Here is an 18,403-nt window from a genome sequence, read left to right as displayed (position 1 = left end):
AAAGAGCCGGGCCTGCAGAACAGACCCGGCCCAGTCAGTTTTTCAGCCCGAGATTACTCCGCAGCCTGGATCTCGCCGCTTTCGATCTGTTCGCGCTCGATCGATTCAAACAGCGCCTTGAAGTTGCCCTCTCCGAAGCCGTCGTCGCCCTTGCGCTGGATGAACTCAAAGAAGATCGGCCCGATCACGGTTTTCGAGAAGATTTGCAGCAGAATACGGGTCTCACCGCCGTCCACCACGCCTTCACCGTCAATCAGGATGCCGTGCTTCTTCATCCGGTCCAGCGGCTCATTATGGCCGTGCACCCGCTCCTTGGACAAATCGTAATAGGTGTCATTCGGGCCGGGCATGAATTTCAGACCCTTGTCCGCAATCGCATCGGTGCTGGCATAGATATCCTCTGTGCCGACGGCGATGTGCTGAATGCCTTCACCGTTGTATTTTTTCAGGTAGGATACGATCTGCCCGGTTTCTCCGCGGTCTTCATTGATCGGGATCCGGATGCGGCCGCACGGCGAAGTCAGCGCGCGGCTGAACAGGCCGGTGTATTTGCCCTGGATGTCAAAGAAACGGATCTCTTTGAAGTTGAACAGCTCCTCGTAGAACTTGAACCACTTGTCCATGTTGCCTTTGTAGACATTGTGGGTCAGGTGATCGAGGTAGTAGAAGCCATCGCCGCGCGGTTTGGACTGCTTCAGCCACTCAAATTCCTCGTTGTAGGGCGAAGTGTCGTAATACTGGTCGATGAAGTAGATCAGCGAACCGCCGATGCCCTTGATTGCAGGCACATTCATGAGCTTACCGGGGCCTTCATAGGCTTCGGCGCCTTTGGACACCGCGTGATCAAACGCTTTCTGCGCATCTGCCACCCGCCAGCCCATTGCCGGTGCGCAGGGGCCGTGTTCGTCAACGAATTTTGCGGCAAAGCTTTCCGGGTCGGCGTTCAGGATGTAGGTAACATCCCCCTGCTGCCACAGTTCCACCAGCGGCTGCCCCTTGCGATGGCCGGTCAGCTCATAGCCCATACGGGTGAACAGAGCCCGCAGCTCATCCGGATCGGGACTGGCAAATTCAACAAATTCAAAGCCGTCAGTGCCGGCCGGATTCTCCGGAGTGATTTCAGATTTGGGGGCGTTATGCGGAAAAGGTCCCACAGCGCGTCTCCTTCATGTCATTCAGGGAAGTGTGATTACTTGAATCAAGAATACCGCATTTGCCGCGCAGGTTTTCCGCAAAGTTGCGCATCAAGAAGTTGATTTGTGCGTGCATCACGCACCATTATGCTCGAGAAAGGAAAAATCACGCATGATCGACCCAACTGACACGAGACTGCTCGCGGCTTTGCAGAAAAACGCACACCTGACAGCACAAGAGCTGGGAGAAATGCTGAACCTGTCCCCCAGCCAAGCTGGCCGCCGGCGGCAGAGGCTGGAGGCCGAAGGCTACATCGAAGGTTATGCTGCCCGGCTGAACCCTGCCAAGCTGGGGCTGGCCGTACAGGGATTCGTGCAGGTGCACCTCAGCAGCCATGGGCCGGAGCAATCGAAGGGATTCGCACGTCTGGTGGCCAGCCAGCCGGAAATCACTTCAGCCTGGACCATGACCGGCGAGGCCGATTACCTGCTGCGCGTCTACTGCACTGACTTGCAGGCGCTGAACACGCTGATCCACGAGATTCTGCTGCCCCATCCCGGCGTCGCGAGGGTTCAGAGCCAAATCGTGATGGCACAATTAAAACGCGATGCACCGCTGCCGACTTAACCAGCTGGGAAGGATTCTGACTTAATGATGCAGGAGCGACCTTTGTAACCTAAAGTGGAACTGTTCCGTGTCTTTTGTAGACCGCCGTGTTGAAACCCGCCCAACCAGCGGCGAGGCTCCGTTTGGCCTCAATGAGGTGTTCTTTTCCCGTACTGACGGCCGCGGTGTGATCCGGGCCGGGAACTACGTCTTCCGCCGCGTCGGCGCCTACCCTTGGGAAGAACTGATTGGCGCACCGCACAAGGTGATCCGCCACCCGGACATGCCAAAAGGGGTTTTTTCGCTATTCTGGAACACCATCCAGCGCGGCGAAAGCATGGGCGCCTACGTGAAGAACAAAGCGAAAGACGGACTGTACTACTGGGTGTTCGCTGTGGTGGTCCCCTGTCAGGACGGTTATCTGTCTGCCCGCATCAAACCGAGCAGCAAGCTGTTTGACGAGGTGCGCGGCCTCTATGCCAAGATGCTGAAGCGTGAAAAAGAAGAAGGTGTCAAGCCGGAGGAAAGCGCCCAGCACCTGCTCGACTGGCTCAAGGGCCAGGGCTACGAAAACTATCATCAGTTTGCCGCCCATGCCCTCAGCCAGGAACTGATCGCGCGGGATCAGGGACTGGGAAACCAGGTTCATGCCCGAATTCAAGAGCTGACAAGCATGCTGCGTGATGCTGAAAAGCTTGCAGAGGAAACCGATGGGCTGATTGCCGACTTCGATGCCATGCACACCATTCCGCATAACCTGCGCGTGCTGGCCTCCCGCATCGAACCTTCGGGCGGCCCCGTCACTGTCCTGTCCCAGAATTATGGCGCTATGTCCCGGCAAATGTCCGACTGGTTTGGCGCCCACGTAATGGGTGAGAACAGCAACTTCGCCAAGATCAAATCCTCAGTGAACGACAGCCTCTTTGTCGAGGGAATGGCCCGCATCCTGATCGAATGCGACACACAGTTGCAGAAGGAACGCCGTGACCTGGGCAGCGCAGACATGGAGGATGAGCGAAAAATCCTGGGGGACCTTGTGAAAGACCAGGTGAAACGGTCTGAGGACGGAATGAAGGAAGTGGATGAGGAAGCCGCGCGCATCACCGGCGCCTGCCAGATCATGCATCGTCACTTCCTGGGCCTCAGCTCCACGCGTGTGCTCCTCAAGATCGAAAGCGCCCGGCTGACTGATTCCGGGGAGACCCTGGCCGATATCATCGACCAGCTCGGCGGGTTCCAGGAACGGATTTCACGGCGGTTGGACCGGATCGCAAGCCTCAGCGAAGACATTCGTATGCTGGAGCAGTAGCGCCCGCAGGCGCTCATTTGCCATAACAGCCAGCCCTGCCGCTGCAAAGCCATTGCCAAGGCACCGGCAGGCTTGCGATACCTGTTTCATGGAAGAGTTTTTCTATCAGGCAACCATTTACCTGGGCGCCGCGGTCATCGCGGTGCCTTTGGCAGCACGTCTCGGCCTGGGGTCGGTGCTGGGGTATCTGGCGGCCGGCATTGCCATCGGCCCGGTTTTGGGTCTGACCGGCGCTGAAACCGAAGATCTGCGCCATTTTGCTGAATTTGGCGTGGTGATGATGCTGTTCCTGATCGGGTTGGAACTGGAACCCCGCGCGCTGTGGGCAATGCGGGACAAGCTGATTGGCTTGGGTGGCATGCAAGTCACTGCTTCGACAATTGTCCTGATGGGCGCAGCAATGGCCATGGGTCAGCCATGGCATGTGAGCCTGGCGGTGGGGCTGGCACTATCGCTGTCTTCCACCGCGATTGTGCTGCAGACATTATCGGAAAAGGGGCTGATGCAGACCGGCGGTGGCCGCGCGTCCTTTTCGGTGCTGCTGACGCAGGATATCGCGGTGATTCCGATCCTCGCCTTTCTGCCGCTTCTGGGTACCTACGCCATTCCGCAATTCTCTGCCGACGGCTCCATCAGCCGTGAAGCTGCGGGCGGGCATGGCGGCGGGCATGGCTCCTTGTCACTGGTAGAGGGGCTGCCCGGCTGGGCCGTGGCTTTGGTGACCCTGGCTGCGATCGCCCTCATCATCTTGGCAGGCATTTACCTGACCCGGCCCCTGTTCCGCTTCATTCACGCCTCCAACCTGCGCGAGATGTATACGGCACTGGCGCTGATGATTGTGGTTGGCATTTCCTTCGTGATGACACTTGTCGGCCTGTCTCCGGCGCTTGGCGCCTTCCTGGCGGGCGTGGTGCTGGCCAACTCCGAGTTCCGGCACGAAATGGAAAGCGACCTCAACCCATTCAAGGGGCTTTTGCTCGGACTGTTCTTCATCACCGTGGGGGCCGGCATCAATTACCGCCAGTTCCTGGCCGACCCCGGCGATCTGATCGGGCTGGCGCTGTTGGTGATCTTCGCCAAGGGAGTAGTGCTGTTTGCTGTCGGCCGTGCCTTCGGGCTGCGCCGGCGCCGGCTGTGGCTATTCACCCTCAGCCTGGCACAGGCCGGGGAATTCGGCTTTGTCCTGCTGGCGTTCTCCACCCAGCTAAACGTTATTCCCGCGGCACTGTCAGAGAAACTGCTGCTGGTGATCGCGCTGTCTATGCTGATCACTCCCCTGTTGTTCATCGCCTATGATCTGCTGTCCAAGCGCATGGGAGAGCCGCTGCAGGCACCTGAACCGGACGAAATCGACGAAGAAGGGCCGGTGATCATCGCGGGCATCGGCCGTTTCGGGCAGATCGTCAACCGGCTGGTGCAGGCCAGCGGCTTCAAGACTGTTGTGCTTGATCACGATATGGAAGCGGTGCAACTGATGCGCCGCTTCGGGGTCAAAAGTTTCCTCGGCGACCCCACCCGCCCCGAACTCCTGAAGGCCGCAGGCATTGCAAAGGCCAAAGTCTTTGTGGTGGCGCTGGACGACCCGGAAGGCGTGGTGAAAATGGTGTCCTATGTGCGCCGCGCCTACCCCGACCTGCACATCATTGCCCGCGCCAAGGACCGCAATCACGTCTACGAGCTGTATCAGGCCGGTGCCGACGACATTGTGCGGGAATTGTTCGACAGCTCAGTTCGCGCAGGCCGCTACGTGCTCGAAAACGTCGGCCTCAGCGAATATGAAGCCGCACAGGCGGCGCAGACCTTCTACAATCATGACCGCCAGAACTTGCGCGACCTGGCGCAGCATTGGATGCCGGGTGTTCCGGCCAGCCAGAACCCGGCCTACATCGAGCGGGCCCAGGAACTGGAAAAAGCCATCGAAAGCGCGATCTTCGACATGGCTGAGCGGAAGCGCAAGAGGTCATCGGAAGCCGCAGAATAATAAAACCCCGGATCAAGCCGGGGTTTTCCGTTTCATGGCATAGTCCAACGGATCAGCCGTCCGAGACCCCGGCCTCGGCAAATGTGGCCATGCCGCTGTGGCAGGCAATGGCACCTTTCAGAATTTGGATCGCCAGCGCCGCGCCAGAGGCTTCGCCAAGGCGCAAACCCAGCGACAACAGCGGCTCCTTGCCAAGTTTTGCAAGCAACGCTGCGTGCGCCCCTTCAGCGCTTTGGTGACCCGCGACCGTATGATCCAGCGCTCCGTCCGCCGTCTGCAACAGGCACGCAGCCGCTGCGCAACAGATGAACCCGTCGAGGATCACCGGAATGCGCAGCACACGGGCCGCCGCGATGGCGCCAGCCATTGCCGCAATTTCACGGCCGCCAAGGCAGGCCAGCGCATCCAGACCATCGCCGATAGAATCCCGGTGCAACGCCACCCCCTCGGAAACAACCCTGGTTTTATTGGCCAGCCCCGCATCATCGACGCCAGTGCCGCGCCCGGTCCAGTCCGCCGCTTCGCCGCCAAACAGCGCGCAGGCCAGGGCCGCCGCCGGGGTAGTGTTGCCGATACCCATCTCGCCGACCACCAGCAAGTCCGCGGACGGATCAACAACATCCCAGCCTGCCTTCAGCGCCGCCAGCAGATCTTCCTGGCTCATCGCGGCGCCTTTTGTGAAGTCGTCGGTAGGGCGGTCCAGCTCCAGCGCATGCACGTCCATACGGGCCCCGGCCAGCTTGGCCAATTGGTTGATAGCAGCCCCGCCGTGCTCAAAGTTGATGACCATCTGGGCTGTCACTTCCGCCGGGAACGCCGAAACCCCCTGCTCCATCACCCCATGATTGCCGGCAAACACAATCACCTGGGGCGCTGTGATTTCAGGCCGGTCGCTGCCCCGCCAGCCGCCGTACCACACCGCCAGATCCTCCAGCCGCCCCAGTGCGCCCGGCGGTTTTGTCAGCTGGCCATTGCGTGCCGCCGCACTGGCGACAAACGTTTGGTCCTGGGCCGGCGCGCCGGCCAGTGCGGCGCGGAAATCATCAAGGGAGGAAAGCTGTGGCAGCATGTGAAAGCCTCGTTGCATCTGAGTGGTGGACGCGGATAAAGCGGATTGACCCTCTTTAACCGCTAGCAGCCCCGCCGCAAGCACTGCAATAGGCCCGCGAATGCGAAAAAACGACATACAGCCAAAAGACATCCTGCTGGCACTGGTGCTGCTGACCCGGCTGCCGCTGCCGCAATTGCCGCCGCAAGCATTCCATCGGCAAGCCAAGGCGGTATGGGCCTTTCCGCTGGCAGGTCTTGCCGTTGCCTTGCCTGCGGTGCTGCTGGCGGCGCTGGCGCTGGCTGCCGGGCTGCCTGCAATGGTGGCCGCAGGTCTGGCGCTGGCAGTGCAGGTGATGCTGACCGGCGCCATGCATGAGGACGGGTTGGCCGATACCGCCGACGGGCTTTGGGGCGGGTTCACCCGCGAACGGCGACTGGAGATCATGCGGGACAGCCGCATCGGGGCCTATGGGGTGATTGCACTGATCCTGGGCCTGGGCCTGCGCTGGAGCGGTTTGGCGGCGCTGATTGAATCCGCGGGTGTCTGGCCGCTTCTGGCACTTACAATGCTGAGCCGGGCCGTGATGCCCGTAGTAATGGCCGCGCTTCCCAACGCCCGTTCCGCCGGGCTGTCGCAGACCGTCGGGCGCCCCGGCACCCTGCCATGCCTCCTGGCTGCCGGGTTGGCCATATGCCTGTCGCTGCCGCTTGTCGGCGGCACTGCATTTGCTGCAGCTTTGGCTATGGGCGTGGCTGCGGCCGGACTGGGCCTGGTCGCAAAGGCCAAAATCGGCGGTCAGACCGGCGATATCCTTGGCGCTTCCCAGCAAGTTGCTGAGATCGCAGGTTTGCTTACCTTGCTTGCGCTCTGCAGCTAGACTGCCTTTAGACGCAAATAGGGCCGCGCCTGTTCAGGCACGGCCCCGTCAATCCAAAGTCACCGCATAAGTCAGGCAGCGCGGGAGGTCAGGACCTCATCCACCTGCTTGGCAGCAGCAATCTCATCATTGCCGGAAACGGCGGCCACCTCACGGGTCAGGCGTTCCAGAGCTGCTTCATACAGCTGACGCTCGGAATAGCTCTGCTCGCGCTGGTCGTCGGTGCGGTGCAGGTCGCGCACAACCTCGGCGATGGAGATCAGATCGCCCGAGTTGATCTTCTGCTCATACTCCTGAGCACGGCGCGACCACATGGCGCGTTTGACCTTGGCCTTGCCTTTCAGCGTCTTCATGGCCTGGGCGATCACGTCCGGCGAGCTCAGCGAGCGCATGCCCACTTCGGTCGCCTTGTTGGTCGGCACCCGCAGGGTCATCTTGTCCTTTTCAAAGGTGATCACGAAAAGCTCCAGCGCGAAGCCGGCCACTTCCTGCTCCTCGATCGAGATGATCTGGCCGACGCCATGCGCCGGGTAGACCACATAATCATTGGGGCGGAATTCGAGCTTCTTCGACTTGGTCATACAGGTTCTTCCTCACTCATGGCCGGGCGGCTCCGGCACTGTGGCGGAAAAAATCTCCAGTTCCGGTCAGTTCAGTTTGACCAGCCCTCAGGACACTTTCTCCGCAGAAATACCGCCCATTATGCGCGCCACTGCTACGGCGCACCGGGGGCGGACTCCGATTGTTTATGTCTATTGTGGTTTAAGTATACCATAAAAAAGGGCCGCCCGAAAGGCGGCCTGCTGGCAAGGGCTCGTGAAAACCCCAAGCAATACGGCAGTTTTCCGCACAAATGCGGCATTGCCGTGCAAGGCAGAGAATCAGCCGCCTTCGCCGGGCGCCTCGGAGAAATACTTCTCCATCTTGCCTTCCTCGCCGTCGCGCTCCTCGTAACCCGGCATCGGATCTTTCTTGGAGACGATCACCGGCCACAGTTCGGCGTATTTGCGGTTGAATTCAACCCATTTATCCATGTCCGGCTCGGTGTCCGGGCGGATTGCGTCTGCCGGGCATTCCGGTTCGCAAACGCCGCAGTCGATGCATTCGTCGGGATGGATCACAAGGGTATTCTCTCCCTCATAGAAACAGTCCACCGGGCATACCTCGACACAGTCGGTGTATTTGCAGGCGATGCAGTTTTCCGTCACGACATAGGTCATTGTACCGAGTCCCGTTTTCCGTTTGCGCCTAGCTAATCCAGACGCGGCTGCACTTCAAGGCGTCAAAAGCCCTCGGGCTTGCGGGTAAGATCAAGCGCCCTGCGGGCTTTTTTGTCCGGGCGGCCTTTTCCCTCGAACTTTGGATTGGCCGGAATTTTTTCCTGCTTTTCCGTCATGTCGAAGTACAGCGCCTGAGCCTCCGGCGCCGGGCCGCGGCGCTCGCCTATGGCCTCGACCCGAACGACGCGGATCACTTTGGCCTGGGCGAAGGTTAGAACGTCACCCGGGGCGACGTTCTGAGCCGGTTTCAGTGCCTTGCTGCCGTTCAGCCGTACATGACCCGCGCTGACTTGCTTACCGGCCAGGCTGCGGGTCTTGAAAAACCGCGCATGCCACAGCCACTTGTCGATGCGGATCTTGGGCGTCCCGTCAGTCATGGCGGGATCAGTCGCCCTGCTTCAGCCCCATCAGCGCTGCGGCAAAGGGGTTGTCGGGATCGATCTGCTTTTCCTTCTTGGCGGGACGCGAGGAATAGGTCTTGGCACCCTGATCCTGACGCGGACCGCCCTTGCGGCCCGGCTTGCCGCGATCGCCGCCCTTGGCGCCGCGAGGCTTGCCCTTGCCGCCGGGCTTACCGTCGCCCTGCGGGCGGCGGTTCTGCTGGCGCTGGCCGCCTTGGCGTCCGCCACGGTTGCCGCCCCATGTGAAAGTAATGAAGACCTCGATCTCGGCTTCTGCATCAGCAGCAGGTTCAGCCTTGGCTTCAACTGCCTCCTCAACAGGTGCAGCCTCGGCTTCAGCTTCTGCCGGCGCCTCAGTAGCTTCCCCAGCGGCTTCAGCAACCGGGGCCTCAGTGGCGGTTTCTTCCGCTGCAGGCGCTTCTTCAGCCACTTGAGCAGTTTTCACCTCAGCCTCAGACGCAACCGGTTTCACCTTCTCGCGCTCACCCTTCTCAGCCTTATAGCCCAGGCCCTGCATCAGGTCGGCAAATTGTTCCAGCGTCATGCCGGTGATCGACAGCATGTCGGCCTTGGCTTCAAAGCCGCCGCGGCTGTCTTCGCTGCGCAGCATGTCGGCCAGACGCTCCAGCATGTCGATGCGGATCATCCGCTCGCCTGCCGCGCGGTAGCCGGACATGGTGTCATAGCCCTCGGGCGCATCCTTGATGGACGGCACGGTGACCAGCCCCGGGGGCGGTGCCTCCGGGAAGTCCTGCAGGCCATTGGCCAGCGACCACAGCACCAGGCGCAGACGGGTCGGCGCCGGCTTCAGCAGCAGCGGCATGAAAATGGTGAACTGGCCGAAACGGATGCCATGTTTGCGCAGCGCGCCGCGGGCGTCCTGGTCCAGGTCCTTCACCTCTTGCGCAACGCTTGCACGCGGCAGCACGCCGAGATTCTCGACCATGCGGAATGCAAAACCGCGGGCGAGGCCGGTCAGTTCTTCGTCTTTCTGCAGATTCAAAAGCGGCTCGAACAGCGCGTTGATCTTGCGGGTGATGAAATGCAGCAGGCGGCGCTCGACCTTCTGGGCAACATCCGCCCCGGCGGCGTCATCCACAAACACCTCGATCTGCGGGTTCAGCGCATCGGCACCGGCAACCAGCTTGCCCACCGCATGCTCGCCCCACATCAGGCCGCCCTGCTCGGTAAAATCGATCTCGGTATCGGGTGCGTTGTAGAACCGGTCCGCACGCAGATGGAATTGCGGCGCCAATGCCTGCAGCGAGGCCGCTTTGAGGGCCTTTGCCTCGGTGCCTTGCGCAGCTTTGTCCGGGCTGAACCGGAACCCCTCCAGACGGCCGACGAATTCACCTTCGACCGTCACTTCACCCTTGTCATTCACTTCGGCCAAAAGGGCCTCCTTCTGTTTGAGCCGCCGCAACAGCACAGACGTGCGCCGGTCCACAAATCGCTGAGTCAAACGCTCATGCAGAGCATCCGACAACCTGTCTTCTACAGCGCGCGTCTCCCCGCGCCAATGGCTTTCGTCACGCAGCCAGCCATTCCGCTGCGCGACATATGTCCACGTCCGGATAAATGCCAGACGCTTGGACAATGTGTCGATGTTTCCGTCGGTGCGGTCAATCCGCTTTATCTGGCGGGCCATCCAGTCGTCCGGCACCACTCCGCCGCCGTGCAGATGCTCGAAAATAACGCCCAAGAGCGACGTGTGTTCGGCATGGCTGATACCGCGGAAATCCGGGATGCGGCAAACGTCCCACAGCAGTTTGACCGATTGCGCGTTGGTGGTGCGCGAGATGACGGCGGATTCCCGCGACAGCATCTTCAGCGCGCCCAGATCATCGGCTTCACGCGCCTTGATCAGGTTCTCGTTCGAGGGGCTTGATTCGAGCGAGTTGATCAGCGCCTCAACCGAGCCGAATTGCAGATCGGCAGAGCGCCAGTTCAGTTTCTTCAGCGGCGTGAACTGGTGGTTCATGATCGCCGATGCGGTGCCCTCATCCAACGGCCGTGCATCACCGGTGACGCCAAAGGTACCGTGGCTCATTCCCCGGCCCGCGCGGCCCGCGATCTGCGCCAGTTCATTGGGGGCCAGTTCGCGCATCCGGCGGCCGTCGAACTTGGTGGTGGAGGAGAAAGCCACATGGTCGATATCGAGATTGAGCCCCATGCCGATGGCGTCAGTCGCCACAAGGTAATCAACCTCGCCATTCTGATAGAGCGCCACCTGCGCGTTGCGTGTTCGGGGGGAGAGCGCCCCCATCACCACCGCTGCACCGCCTTTCTGGCGGCGGATCAGCTCTGCAATCGCATAGACATTATCAACCGAAAACCCGACGATTGCGGTACGGGGCGGCATCCGGCTTATCTTTTTCGAACCTGTATAGACCAGATCGGACATCCGGTCGCGACGGACGAATTCGACACCCGGCACCAGCGCCGAGATCGGTCCGCGCATGGTGTCTGCGCCCAGAAACAGCGTCTCATGAGTACCGCGGGCGCGCAGCAGCCTGTCTGTGAACACATGGCCGCGCTCCGGATCGGCGCAGAGCTGGATTTCGTCGATGGCCAGGAAGTCGCAGCCCATGCCCTCCGGCATCGCCTCCACCGTGCAGATCCAATACTGCGCGCGCGGCGGCACGATGCGTTCCTCTCCGGTGACCAGCGCCACCACCGACGGGCCGCGCGCGGCCACCACCTTATCATAAACTTCACGCGCCAGCAGGCGCAGCGGAAAACCCATCACTCCGGTGCGGTAGCCCAGCATCCGTTCGATGGCATAATGGGTTTTGCCGGTATTGGTCGGGCCCAGAACGGCCACGATCCGCGATGCGTTTGCCATAACTTCAGCCCCCGCGCCCCAGCGGGGCTTACAGTTCCCTGCCCTCAACCGAGGGCCTCAGACGTTCGAGGGCGCTGCTTACTTCCTCGTGGTGCGGATGTATAGCCTTGGCGCGCTGGTAGGCCTCATAGGCGCGCTCCGGCTGGCGGAATTGCTCAAACACAACGCCCAGCGCATAAATCGCGTTGTAATCCTGCGGATTCAGCGCCAGTGACCGCTCCAAATCCGCGACAGACGGCCCGTAAAGCCCGATCTCGAAATAGACCCGCGCGCGTTCATACCAGCCTCGGGCAAAGCCAGGCGCATGATCGGTCAGCGCGGTCAGATGCTCCACCGCCTCCTGCAGGTCGCCGCGCTCCATCGCATCGCGCCCCCGCCGCAGCAGCAGGTCCATTGAAGGAGAGCCGCTTCTGGCCCAAAGCGCCTGCAGCTCGCGGTCAATCGCGGCGGCTTCAGACGCTTCCGCCTGCGCCAGGTCCTGCAGCAGCACGTCGGCGGACAGCACCTGCGCAGCGCTGCCGAAGGGCAGGCACAGCGCAGTCATGGCCGCCGTTGCCGCCACGATAGCTTTGAGCTTTGGGAAATTTGCCACCATGATACCCCCAGTGTAATCCCGCGCGCTGCATTTACCAGTAATAGCTGCTATGGCTTCACAGGTTTGTGCTATAAGGCGCGCAAAACAGATTGAGGATCAAGATGAGCGTAACCCTTGAACAGGCAGCTGAGGCCCTGAACGGCAAACTGGATGCAGGCGAATTCACCGCCTCTGCCAAATTCCAGATCGAAGGTCTGGGCGCCATCATGCTGGACGGCTCCGGCGCCCGCGTCGCCGATGAAGAGGCCGACGTAACCATGTCTGCGGACGCCGACACCTTCCAGTCGATTCTGGAGGGCGACCTGAATCCGACCGCTGCGTTCATGTCCGGCAAGCTGACCATCGACGGCGATATGGGCACAGCGATGCAGCTCGCCTCTGCGCTGGCCTGATGGACGGCGCTCCGGTGGACCTCCAGCCCGCCCCTTTGTTCGCGGAAATCGCGCAAGGACCGGCAGGCGGGGCAGCCCACTGGGTGCACACCTCAGATGGCCTGCGCATCCGTGCAGGCCATTGGAGGCCGGAGGGGGAGGCAAAGGGCACGGTCCTGCTGTTCCCCGGACGCACGGAATATATCGAGAAATACGGGCCCGCAGCGGCCGAGTTTGCCGCCCGCGGCTATGCCACCCTGACCGTGGACTGGCGCGGCCAGGGGCTTGCCGGGCGTATGCTGGCCGAACGCCGGCTTGGCCACGTCGGCCATTTCACTGATTTTCAAAAAGATGTGCAGGCGCTGACCACGCTGACCAAGCAGCTGGACCTGCCCCGGCCCTGGCATTTGGTTGGCCATTCGATGGGCGGTGCCATCGGCCTGCGCGCCCTCATTGAGGGTCTGGACGTCAACTCCTGCTGCTTCACCGGCCCGATGTGGGGCATCCAGATCCCGCCGCTGATGCGCCCGCTGGTTCGCGCCCTAGGCGGCATCGCGCCATTTCTGCGCCTGGACGAACGGCTGCTGCCGACCACCGCGCTGGAGCAATACGTGCAGATCACTCCGTTCGAGGGCAACACGCTGACCACCGATCCCGAGATGTACAAGCTGATGCACGCCCAGCTGGCAGCCCAACCGGATCTGGCGCTGGGTGGCCCCACTATTCAATGGCTGCGGGTCAGCCTGCAGGAATGCGCGGAACTGGGGAAAATGCCCTCACCCGCCCTGCCCTGCATCACCTTCCTCGGCACCGATGAACAGATCGTCAGCCCGGCGGCGATCCAAAGCCGCATGGACCGATGGCCCGGCAGTGAACTGGACCTGATCAAAGGGGCCCAGCACGAGGTGATGATGGAAACTCCGGAAATCCGCACCCATGTGTTTTCACGCATGTGCCGCCTGTTCGATCGGCACGGCAGCTAACCCCACCCGTTGCGCGGGGAGCGCACGCTGCGTTTACGCGCCTCTTACCTGTTTCTGTCATTCTCTCCCGGTTCCGCGACCCATTGCTTGTGATCCCGCAAGCCCGCCCTTAGATGTTGGGTCAAATCATTTCTCATGACAGGAGCCCCCATGTTCCAGCTTCCCCTCCCCGTCCGCGACGCAAACGCCACAGCCGGCTCCGGCGGCCTTGGCAACCTGCCGGAATGGGACCTCAGCGATCTCTATGCATCTGAGGACGCCCCCGAACTGGCCCGCGACCTGGACTGGCTGCAAGAGGAATGCGCCGCCTTCGCCGCCGATTACGAGGGCAAGCTGGCGGAACTGGACGCGGACGGGCTGCTGGAGTGCGTGCAGCGCAACGAGAAGATCAACAACATCGCCGGCCGCATCATGTCCTTTGCGGGCCTGCGTTATTACCAGCTGACCACCGACGCGGACCGCGCCGCCTTCCTGTCTGATTGCCAGGAAAAGGTCACCATCGCCACAACTCCGCTGGTGTTCTTCACGCTGGAGCTGAACCGGATCGAAGACAGTGTGCTGGACGCGCATCTGGCCGCCAGCGCCGAACTCGCCCGTTATGACAGCGTCTTCCGCCGCATCCGCGCGATGAAGCCTTACCAGCTGTCTGATGAACTGGAGAAGTTCATGCACGACCTCGGCATCGTCGGCGACGCCTGGGAAAAACTGTTTGACGAGACAATTGCCGGCCTAACCTTCACCGTCGATGGCGAAGAGCTGAACATCGAAGGCACCCTGAACCTGCTGACCGAACAGGACCGCAGCAAACGCGAGGCCGCGGCCCGCGAACTGGCCCGCGTGTTTGGCGAAAACATCAAGACCTTTGCCCGCGTCCACAACACCCAGGCCAAGGAAAAGGAAATCATCGACCGCTGGCGCGGCATGCCCAGCCCGCAAACCGGCCGCCACCTGTCGAACGACGTGGAGCCGGAAGTGGTCGAGGCACTGCGCGAGGCGGTGGTTGCCGCCTACCCCAAGCTTTCCCACCGCTACTACGAGCTGAAGCGGAAATGGCTCGGCCTCGACGTGATGCAGGTCTGGGACCGCAACGCGCCGCTGCCGCTGGAAGACACGCGTACTATTGGATGGGACGAGGCGGAAAATACGGTGATGGAGGCCTATAACGCCTTTGATCCCCGCATGGGCGAAATCGCCGCGCCCTTCTTCTCGGACGGCTGGATCGACGCGGGTGTCAAACCCGGCAAGGCCCCCGGCGCCTTTGCCCATCCGACTGTCACTAACGTCCACCCCTATGTGATGCTGAACTACCTGGGCAAACCGCGCGATGTGATGACCCTGGCGCATGAGCTGGGCCACGGCGTGCACCAGGTGCTGGCGGCGGAACAGGGGGAGATGCTGTCCTCCACCCCGCTGACGCTGGCGGAAACCGCGTCTGTGTTCGGTGAAATGCTCACCTTCCGCAAGATGCTCGACAAGGCCGAAACCAAGGAGCAGCGCAAGGTGCTCTTGGCAGGCAAGGTCGAGGACATGATCAACACGGTGGTCCGCCAGATCGCGTTTTATGACTTCGAGTGCAAGCTGCACGCTGCCCGCGCCGAAGGCGAGCTGACCCCGGATGACATCAACGCCATCTGGATGTCGGTGCAAGCGGAATCCCTGGGCGAAGCGTTCGAGTATATGGAAGGCTATGAGGCCTTCTGGGCCTATATCCCCCACTTCGTGCATTCGCCCTTCTATGTCTACGCCTATGCGTTCGGCGACGGCCTGGTGAACGCGCTCTACTCGGTCTATGCCGAGGGCGGCGAGGGCTTCGAGGACAAATACTTTGAGATGCTCAAAGCCGGCGGCTCCAAGCACCACAAGGAGCTGCTGGCACCCTTCGGCCTGGATGCCACCGACCCCAAGTTCTGGGACAAGGGCCTCTCCATGATCTCCGGCTTTATTGACGAGCTGGAAGCGATGGAAGACTGATGCCGATAGCCTTGCGCCCGGTGTCCCGAGAGGAATTTGATCTGGTCGCCCATATCCAGGTGGAACCGGATCAAGTCCGGTTTTCCGGCACCGTGGCGCAGGCGTTTCAAGAAGATGAGGACGGTGTGGATTTTCACGCCATCCTCGACGGGCCCCGCGCGGTGGGCTTTTTCAAGATCGACCGCCTGTATCATGAAACATATAACTTCGCCCAAGCGAACGAACTCGGCTTGCGCGCCTTCATGATAGATCGCAATGAACAGGGTAAAGGCTATGCCACAGCTGCTGTGGCTGCTTTCAAGACCTACCTGCCCGCCCATTACCCGGACCGCAGTGCGGTGGTGCTGACGGTCAATATGCAAAACCCCGGCGCCGTCCGCTGCTACCGCAAAGGCGGGTTTGCAGACACCGGCGGCATTCATCCGCACGGCCTTGCGGGCCCGCAGTATATCTTGCGGATGGCCTTGGCATAGCCATCCGCCGCAACTGCGGCGAACAGCCTGATCTTGCAAAAGGGTTTGCCCTTACTGATGCGGGAAGTAGTCCTCGCAGTCGCCGTCGCGGTACACATCCGCCGTACAACAGTGCAGCCCGCCGCCGAACGCATAGGCGTCGCGCAACTCGACCTCGACCACTTCTAGCCCCAACTTGTCCATCTGTTCGGCCTGATAGACCTCGGACTTCTCGACGCACACGGTTTTCGGGTCCAGCACCAGCACGTTCATACTGAGCCAGGTGGAGGAATAACACAGCGGTGGCGGGGTGTTGTGGGCGGGCTGAGCCGCATCAACAATATCCCAGCCGTTCTTGTTGAACATCGCGCGCTGCTCCTCCGGCAGGCGGCGCTGCGGGTTGTTCAGGATCAGCCCTGGGCGCAGAGGCGTGAAGGTCGCGTCGATGTGGATCGGATAAGGGTCGCCCGGGAAATTCACCGTGTGCACCCGGTGATCAGGGAAGTGGCGCCGCAGCCACTCGATGCCTTTGAGGTTGGTGGTAAAGCCATGCTGTACCACCAGATCCTTGCCGAACCGCAGCACGTCGGCGGCGTCAAACAGCGGCTCTTCCTCGGTAGTGACAAAGAATTTCTCCGCAGCCCATTCCAGCCGCTTGGCCTCCCCGATTTTGTCGCTCAGGTAATCCGGATGGTAATCCGCATCGGTCAGGCGCGGCTTGGGGGCTGCCTCGTGGCGGAAGTTCGGATCTTCCTCCCAGTACTGTTTCAGCAGCGGCCGGTAATTCAGGTATTCAAACCAGCGGCAGCGGTAGGACATTGTGGCTTCGAGCATCTCATGGCCGACCGTCAGCAGAACGTCGCGCGGCGGCATGCAGCCGAACTGGCTATCGGTGTGGAAATCCGGGGTGGTCACCGGCTGCGAATGATCGATGGAGACCGGCCGGTCCACCCGGATATCCCGCTTGCGCAGCAGATCAGCAAAGTTGTCCAGCAGCTCATTCGCACGGTCGATGGTTTCCTGCGGGCGGCGGCCCCACTGGCCGCGCATGTCGCTGTCTTCCGGCACCTTGGCATCCAGCGCGGGCTCTTCCGGCGGGATGTGGCAATCATCGGCACGGCCCACGATCACATGGCGCAGCGTGTCCCATTCATTCCAGCTTTTGACTTCGGTTTTCTCCGGCGACCAGGCCATGGATGCCTCCTTTGTATGGGAGGCAAAGGCGGGGCCTTCAATCTCCCGATTGAAAGTCCCGGCGTACAGGAGCGTGGTGAGCGGGCCAGAGCAGCAGCGCTCTCCGGCGACGCCATCGCCTGTGAGCCCGGCACGGGATATAACACCGACCGGCGGAAGGAGGAAGATGTTTTCACCGGCGGCAGGCGGCACAACAGCTTGCCGCAGGCAGGCGATTCCGCTTCGCAATCCGCTCAGACACCAATTCGGCTGGAGCGGATCCTGATTGCACCAGCCTGAGGAGAAGACCATGCAAGGACGATGCCTGTGCGGATCCGTGACATTCGAAGTTAAGATGCCGGTCCTGTCCGTTGTGAATTGCCATTGTGAAAGCTGCCGGCGGCAATGTTCGGCACCGATGACCACCTACATAGGCGTGAAAGACGGCCAATGGCGCTGGACCGGAGCAGAACCGCGACTGTACCGCTCCTCTCCCAAAGTGGAGCGGACATTTTGCAGAACCTGCGGCTCGCCCCTGTCGTTCCGTTCGCAAGCGATGTCAGGCACGATGCACTTTTACGCGGCGGCGATGGCGGACCCGGAGGCCTTTGCTCCTTCCTTGCATGTCGCGCATGAAGAAAAGCTGTGCTGGCTCAACAGCGATGACGGGCTGCCCAAGCGCAACGGCCCGGAATACTTGTAGCAGCCCAGCCTATTTGAGCTGGCTGTCCTTGGAGCCGCGCCGGTTGATGCCGCCGCGCGCCTGATGGGCCCCGTCGCGCTCTTGCTGGCAATCGATGCACAGTTTGACACCAGGAATGGCTATACGGCGCTTCTCCGGGATCGGCTCTTCGCATTCAGCGCAGTGGGTCAGGCTTTCGCCGACCGGGCGTTTCTGAGCCTTCAACCGCGCAAGCTCATCATTGATCGAGGCCTCGATCTGTTCATTCACCGCGCCGTCCTGCGCCCAGCCGCCTGCCATCATCCTTCCTCCTGTGCCAGAGGCACAAATTTAGGAGCGCAGGGGCTGCCTGACCAGTGGCAGCTGCCGACAATTTCCGAGTAAAACTATCAACTATTTGATTTCATTACATTTTCCGTTGACCCACCCGCCCCAGCCAGCTACACAGAATGAAGAAATTGCAAGCAAGCCAGAATCACCAGGCCGCAAGCAGCCAGCGCTCCAGCCACCCGTTAGGGCAGCCAGACAGCAAGCATCGCCAGCAACCAGCGTGATTTCAGCCAGCCGCGCCTAAAGTGCTTAGCCAGCAAGTCAGCCAGCCTCCGCCTATTCAGCCGCGCACCCAGCAGTTTGCCAGGCCCGCGCCAGACAGGTTTTCCCTCAAGAATCTGCCAGCAATACAGGTCAGAATA

The 18,403-nt window shown here is 61.3% G+C and carries 18 protein-coding genes; 9 read left to right on the top strand and 9 right to left on the bottom strand.

The genetic code is table 11. The annotated features are described in order from the left end of the window. Positions 1 to 53 precede the first annotated feature (53 nt). Positions 54 to 1,154, bottom strand: a complete 1,101-nt coding sequence (hppD, locus tag N6L27_RS08640; protein ID WP_271906840.1) for a 4-hydroxyphenylpyruvate dioxygenase — start codon at positions 1,152 to 1,154, stop codon at positions 54 to 56. 151 nt (positions 1,155 to 1,305) lie between these two features. Between hppD and N6L27_RS08635 the strand changes: the two genes are divergently transcribed. From N6L27_RS08635 to N6L27_RS08625, 3 genes are all read left to right on the top strand, one after another. After that, a complete protein-coding gene (locus tag N6L27_RS08635) occupies positions 1,306 to 1,761 on the top strand; it encodes an Lrp/AsnC family transcriptional regulator (protein WP_271906839.1) in 456 nt (151 codons plus the stop codon). 67 nt (positions 1,762 to 1,828) lie between these two features. Continuing rightward, a complete protein-coding gene (locus tag N6L27_RS08630) occupies positions 1,829 to 3,049 on the top strand; it encodes a PAS domain-containing protein (protein WP_271906838.1) in 1,221 nt (406 codons plus the stop codon). Positions 3,050 to 3,137: 88 nt separating this feature from the next. Beyond that, entirely contained in the window at positions 3,138 to 5,030 is a 1,893-nt protein-coding gene (locus N6L27_RS08625; protein WP_271906837.1) for a cation:proton antiporter domain-containing protein, read from the top strand. 52 nt (positions 5,031 to 5,082) lie between these two features. Here N6L27_RS08625 and cobT read toward each other — a convergent pair whose 3' ends face one another. Continuing rightward, positions 5,083 to 6,099: a nicotinate-nucleotide--dimethylbenzimidazole phosphoribosyltransferase gene (cobT, locus tag N6L27_RS08620; protein ID WP_271906836.1), complete on the bottom strand. Its 1,017-nt coding sequence runs from the start codon at positions 6,097 to 6,099 to the stop codon at positions 5,083 to 5,085. Between the two features lie 100 nt (positions 6,100 to 6,199). On the opposite strand from cobT, the gene N6L27_RS08615 reads away from it, so the two are divergent. Beyond that, positions 6,200 to 6,958 carry an adenosylcobinamide-GDP ribazoletransferase gene (locus tag N6L27_RS08615; RefSeq protein ID WP_271906834.1) on the top strand — a complete coding sequence of 253 codons (759 nt, stop codon included), beginning with the start codon at positions 6,200 to 6,202 and terminating at the stop codon, positions 6,956 to 6,958. A gap of 71 nt (positions 6,959 to 7,029) precedes the next feature. On the opposite strand, the gene N6L27_RS08610 is transcribed toward N6L27_RS08615, so the two are convergent. The 5 genes from N6L27_RS08610 to N6L27_RS08590 form a co-directional block, all read right to left on the bottom strand. Then, a complete protein-coding gene (locus tag N6L27_RS08610; RefSeq protein WP_019294694.1) occupies positions 7,030 to 7,539 on the bottom strand; it encodes a CarD family transcriptional regulator in 510 nt (169 codons plus the stop codon). 300 nt (positions 7,540 to 7,839) lie between these two features. Beyond that, complete coding sequence (gene fdxA, locus N6L27_RS08605) at positions 7,840 to 8,178, bottom strand: ferredoxin FdxA (RefSeq protein WP_019294695.1); 339 nt, start codon at positions 8,176 to 8,178, stop codon at positions 7,840 to 7,842. Positions 8,179 to 8,240: 62 nt separating this feature from the next. Beyond that, positions 8,241 to 8,615 (bottom strand): RNA-binding S4 domain-containing protein, encoded by a 375-nt coding sequence (locus N6L27_RS08600; RefSeq protein ID WP_271906833.1) that lies wholly within the window; start codon positions 8,613 to 8,615, stop codon positions 8,241 to 8,243. 7 nt (positions 8,616 to 8,622) lie between these two features. Further along, positions 8,623 to 11,484, bottom strand: coding sequence for a helicase-related protein (locus N6L27_RS08595; protein WP_271906832.1), 2,862 nt, complete (start codon positions 11,482 to 11,484; stop codon positions 8,623 to 8,625). 28 nt (positions 11,485 to 11,512) lie between these two features. Beyond that, positions 11,513 to 12,079, bottom strand: a complete 567-nt coding sequence (locus tag N6L27_RS08590; protein WP_271906831.1) for a tetratricopeptide repeat protein — start codon at positions 12,077 to 12,079, stop codon at positions 11,513 to 11,515. Positions 12,080 to 12,180: 101 nt separating this feature from the next. Here N6L27_RS08590 and N6L27_RS08585 point away from each other — a divergent pair, with 101 nt between their 5' ends. The 4 genes from N6L27_RS08585 (at position 12,181) to N6L27_RS08570 (ending at position 15,877) form a co-directional block, all read left to right on the top strand. After that, the gene (locus tag N6L27_RS08585) at positions 12,181 to 12,471 is read left to right on the top strand and encodes an SCP2 sterol-binding domain-containing protein (protein WP_271906830.1); all 291 of its coding nucleotides are present in this window, start codon (positions 12,181 to 12,183) and stop codon (positions 12,469 to 12,471) included. After that, complete coding sequence (locus tag N6L27_RS08580; protein ID WP_271906829.1) at positions 12,471 to 13,433, top strand: alpha/beta hydrolase; 963 nt, start codon at positions 12,471 to 12,473, stop codon at positions 13,431 to 13,433. The genes N6L27_RS08585 and N6L27_RS08580 overlap by 1 nt, the downstream gene beginning before the upstream one ends. Before the next feature lie 150 nt (positions 13,434 to 13,583). Beyond that, entirely contained in the window at positions 13,584 to 15,404 is a 1,821-nt protein-coding gene (locus tag N6L27_RS08575; RefSeq protein WP_271906828.1) for a M3 family oligoendopeptidase, read from the top strand. After that, positions 15,404 to 15,877, top strand: a complete 474-nt coding sequence (locus N6L27_RS08570) for a GNAT family N-acetyltransferase (protein WP_271906827.1) — start codon at positions 15,404 to 15,406, stop codon at positions 15,875 to 15,877. The genes N6L27_RS08575 and N6L27_RS08570 overlap by 1 nt, the downstream gene beginning before the upstream one ends. Positions 15,878 to 15,928: 51 nt before the next feature. Here the strand turns inward: N6L27_RS08570 and N6L27_RS08565 are convergent, their stop codons facing one another. Next, positions 15,929 to 17,050 (bottom strand): serine/threonine protein kinase, encoded by a 1,122-nt coding sequence (locus tag N6L27_RS08565; RefSeq protein ID WP_271906826.1) that lies wholly within the window; start codon positions 17,048 to 17,050, stop codon positions 15,929 to 15,931. A gap of 289 nt (positions 17,051 to 17,339) precedes the next feature. Here N6L27_RS08565 and N6L27_RS08560 point away from each other — a divergent pair, with 289 nt between their 5' ends. Then, a complete protein-coding gene (locus tag N6L27_RS08560) occupies positions 17,340 to 17,732 on the top strand; it encodes a GFA family protein (RefSeq protein WP_334312490.1) in 393 nt (130 codons plus the stop codon). Positions 17,733 to 17,741: 9 nt separating this feature from the next. On the opposite strand, the gene N6L27_RS08555 is transcribed toward N6L27_RS08560, so the two are convergent. Beyond that, the gene (locus N6L27_RS08555; protein WP_065269843.1) at positions 17,742 to 18,011 is read right to left on the bottom strand and encodes a DksA/TraR family C4-type zinc finger protein; all 270 of its coding nucleotides are present in this window, start codon (positions 18,009 to 18,011) and stop codon (positions 17,742 to 17,744) included. Positions 18,012 to 18,403 lie beyond the last annotated feature (392 nt).

Source organism: Leisingera sp. SS27 (assembly GCF_028368855.1).
Classification (GTDB): domain Bacteria; phylum Pseudomonadota; class Alphaproteobacteria; order Rhodobacterales; family Rhodobacteraceae; genus Leisingera.
Note: the sequence above shows the minus strand (reverse complement) of the source record. Positions and strands in the feature narration are given on the sequence as shown.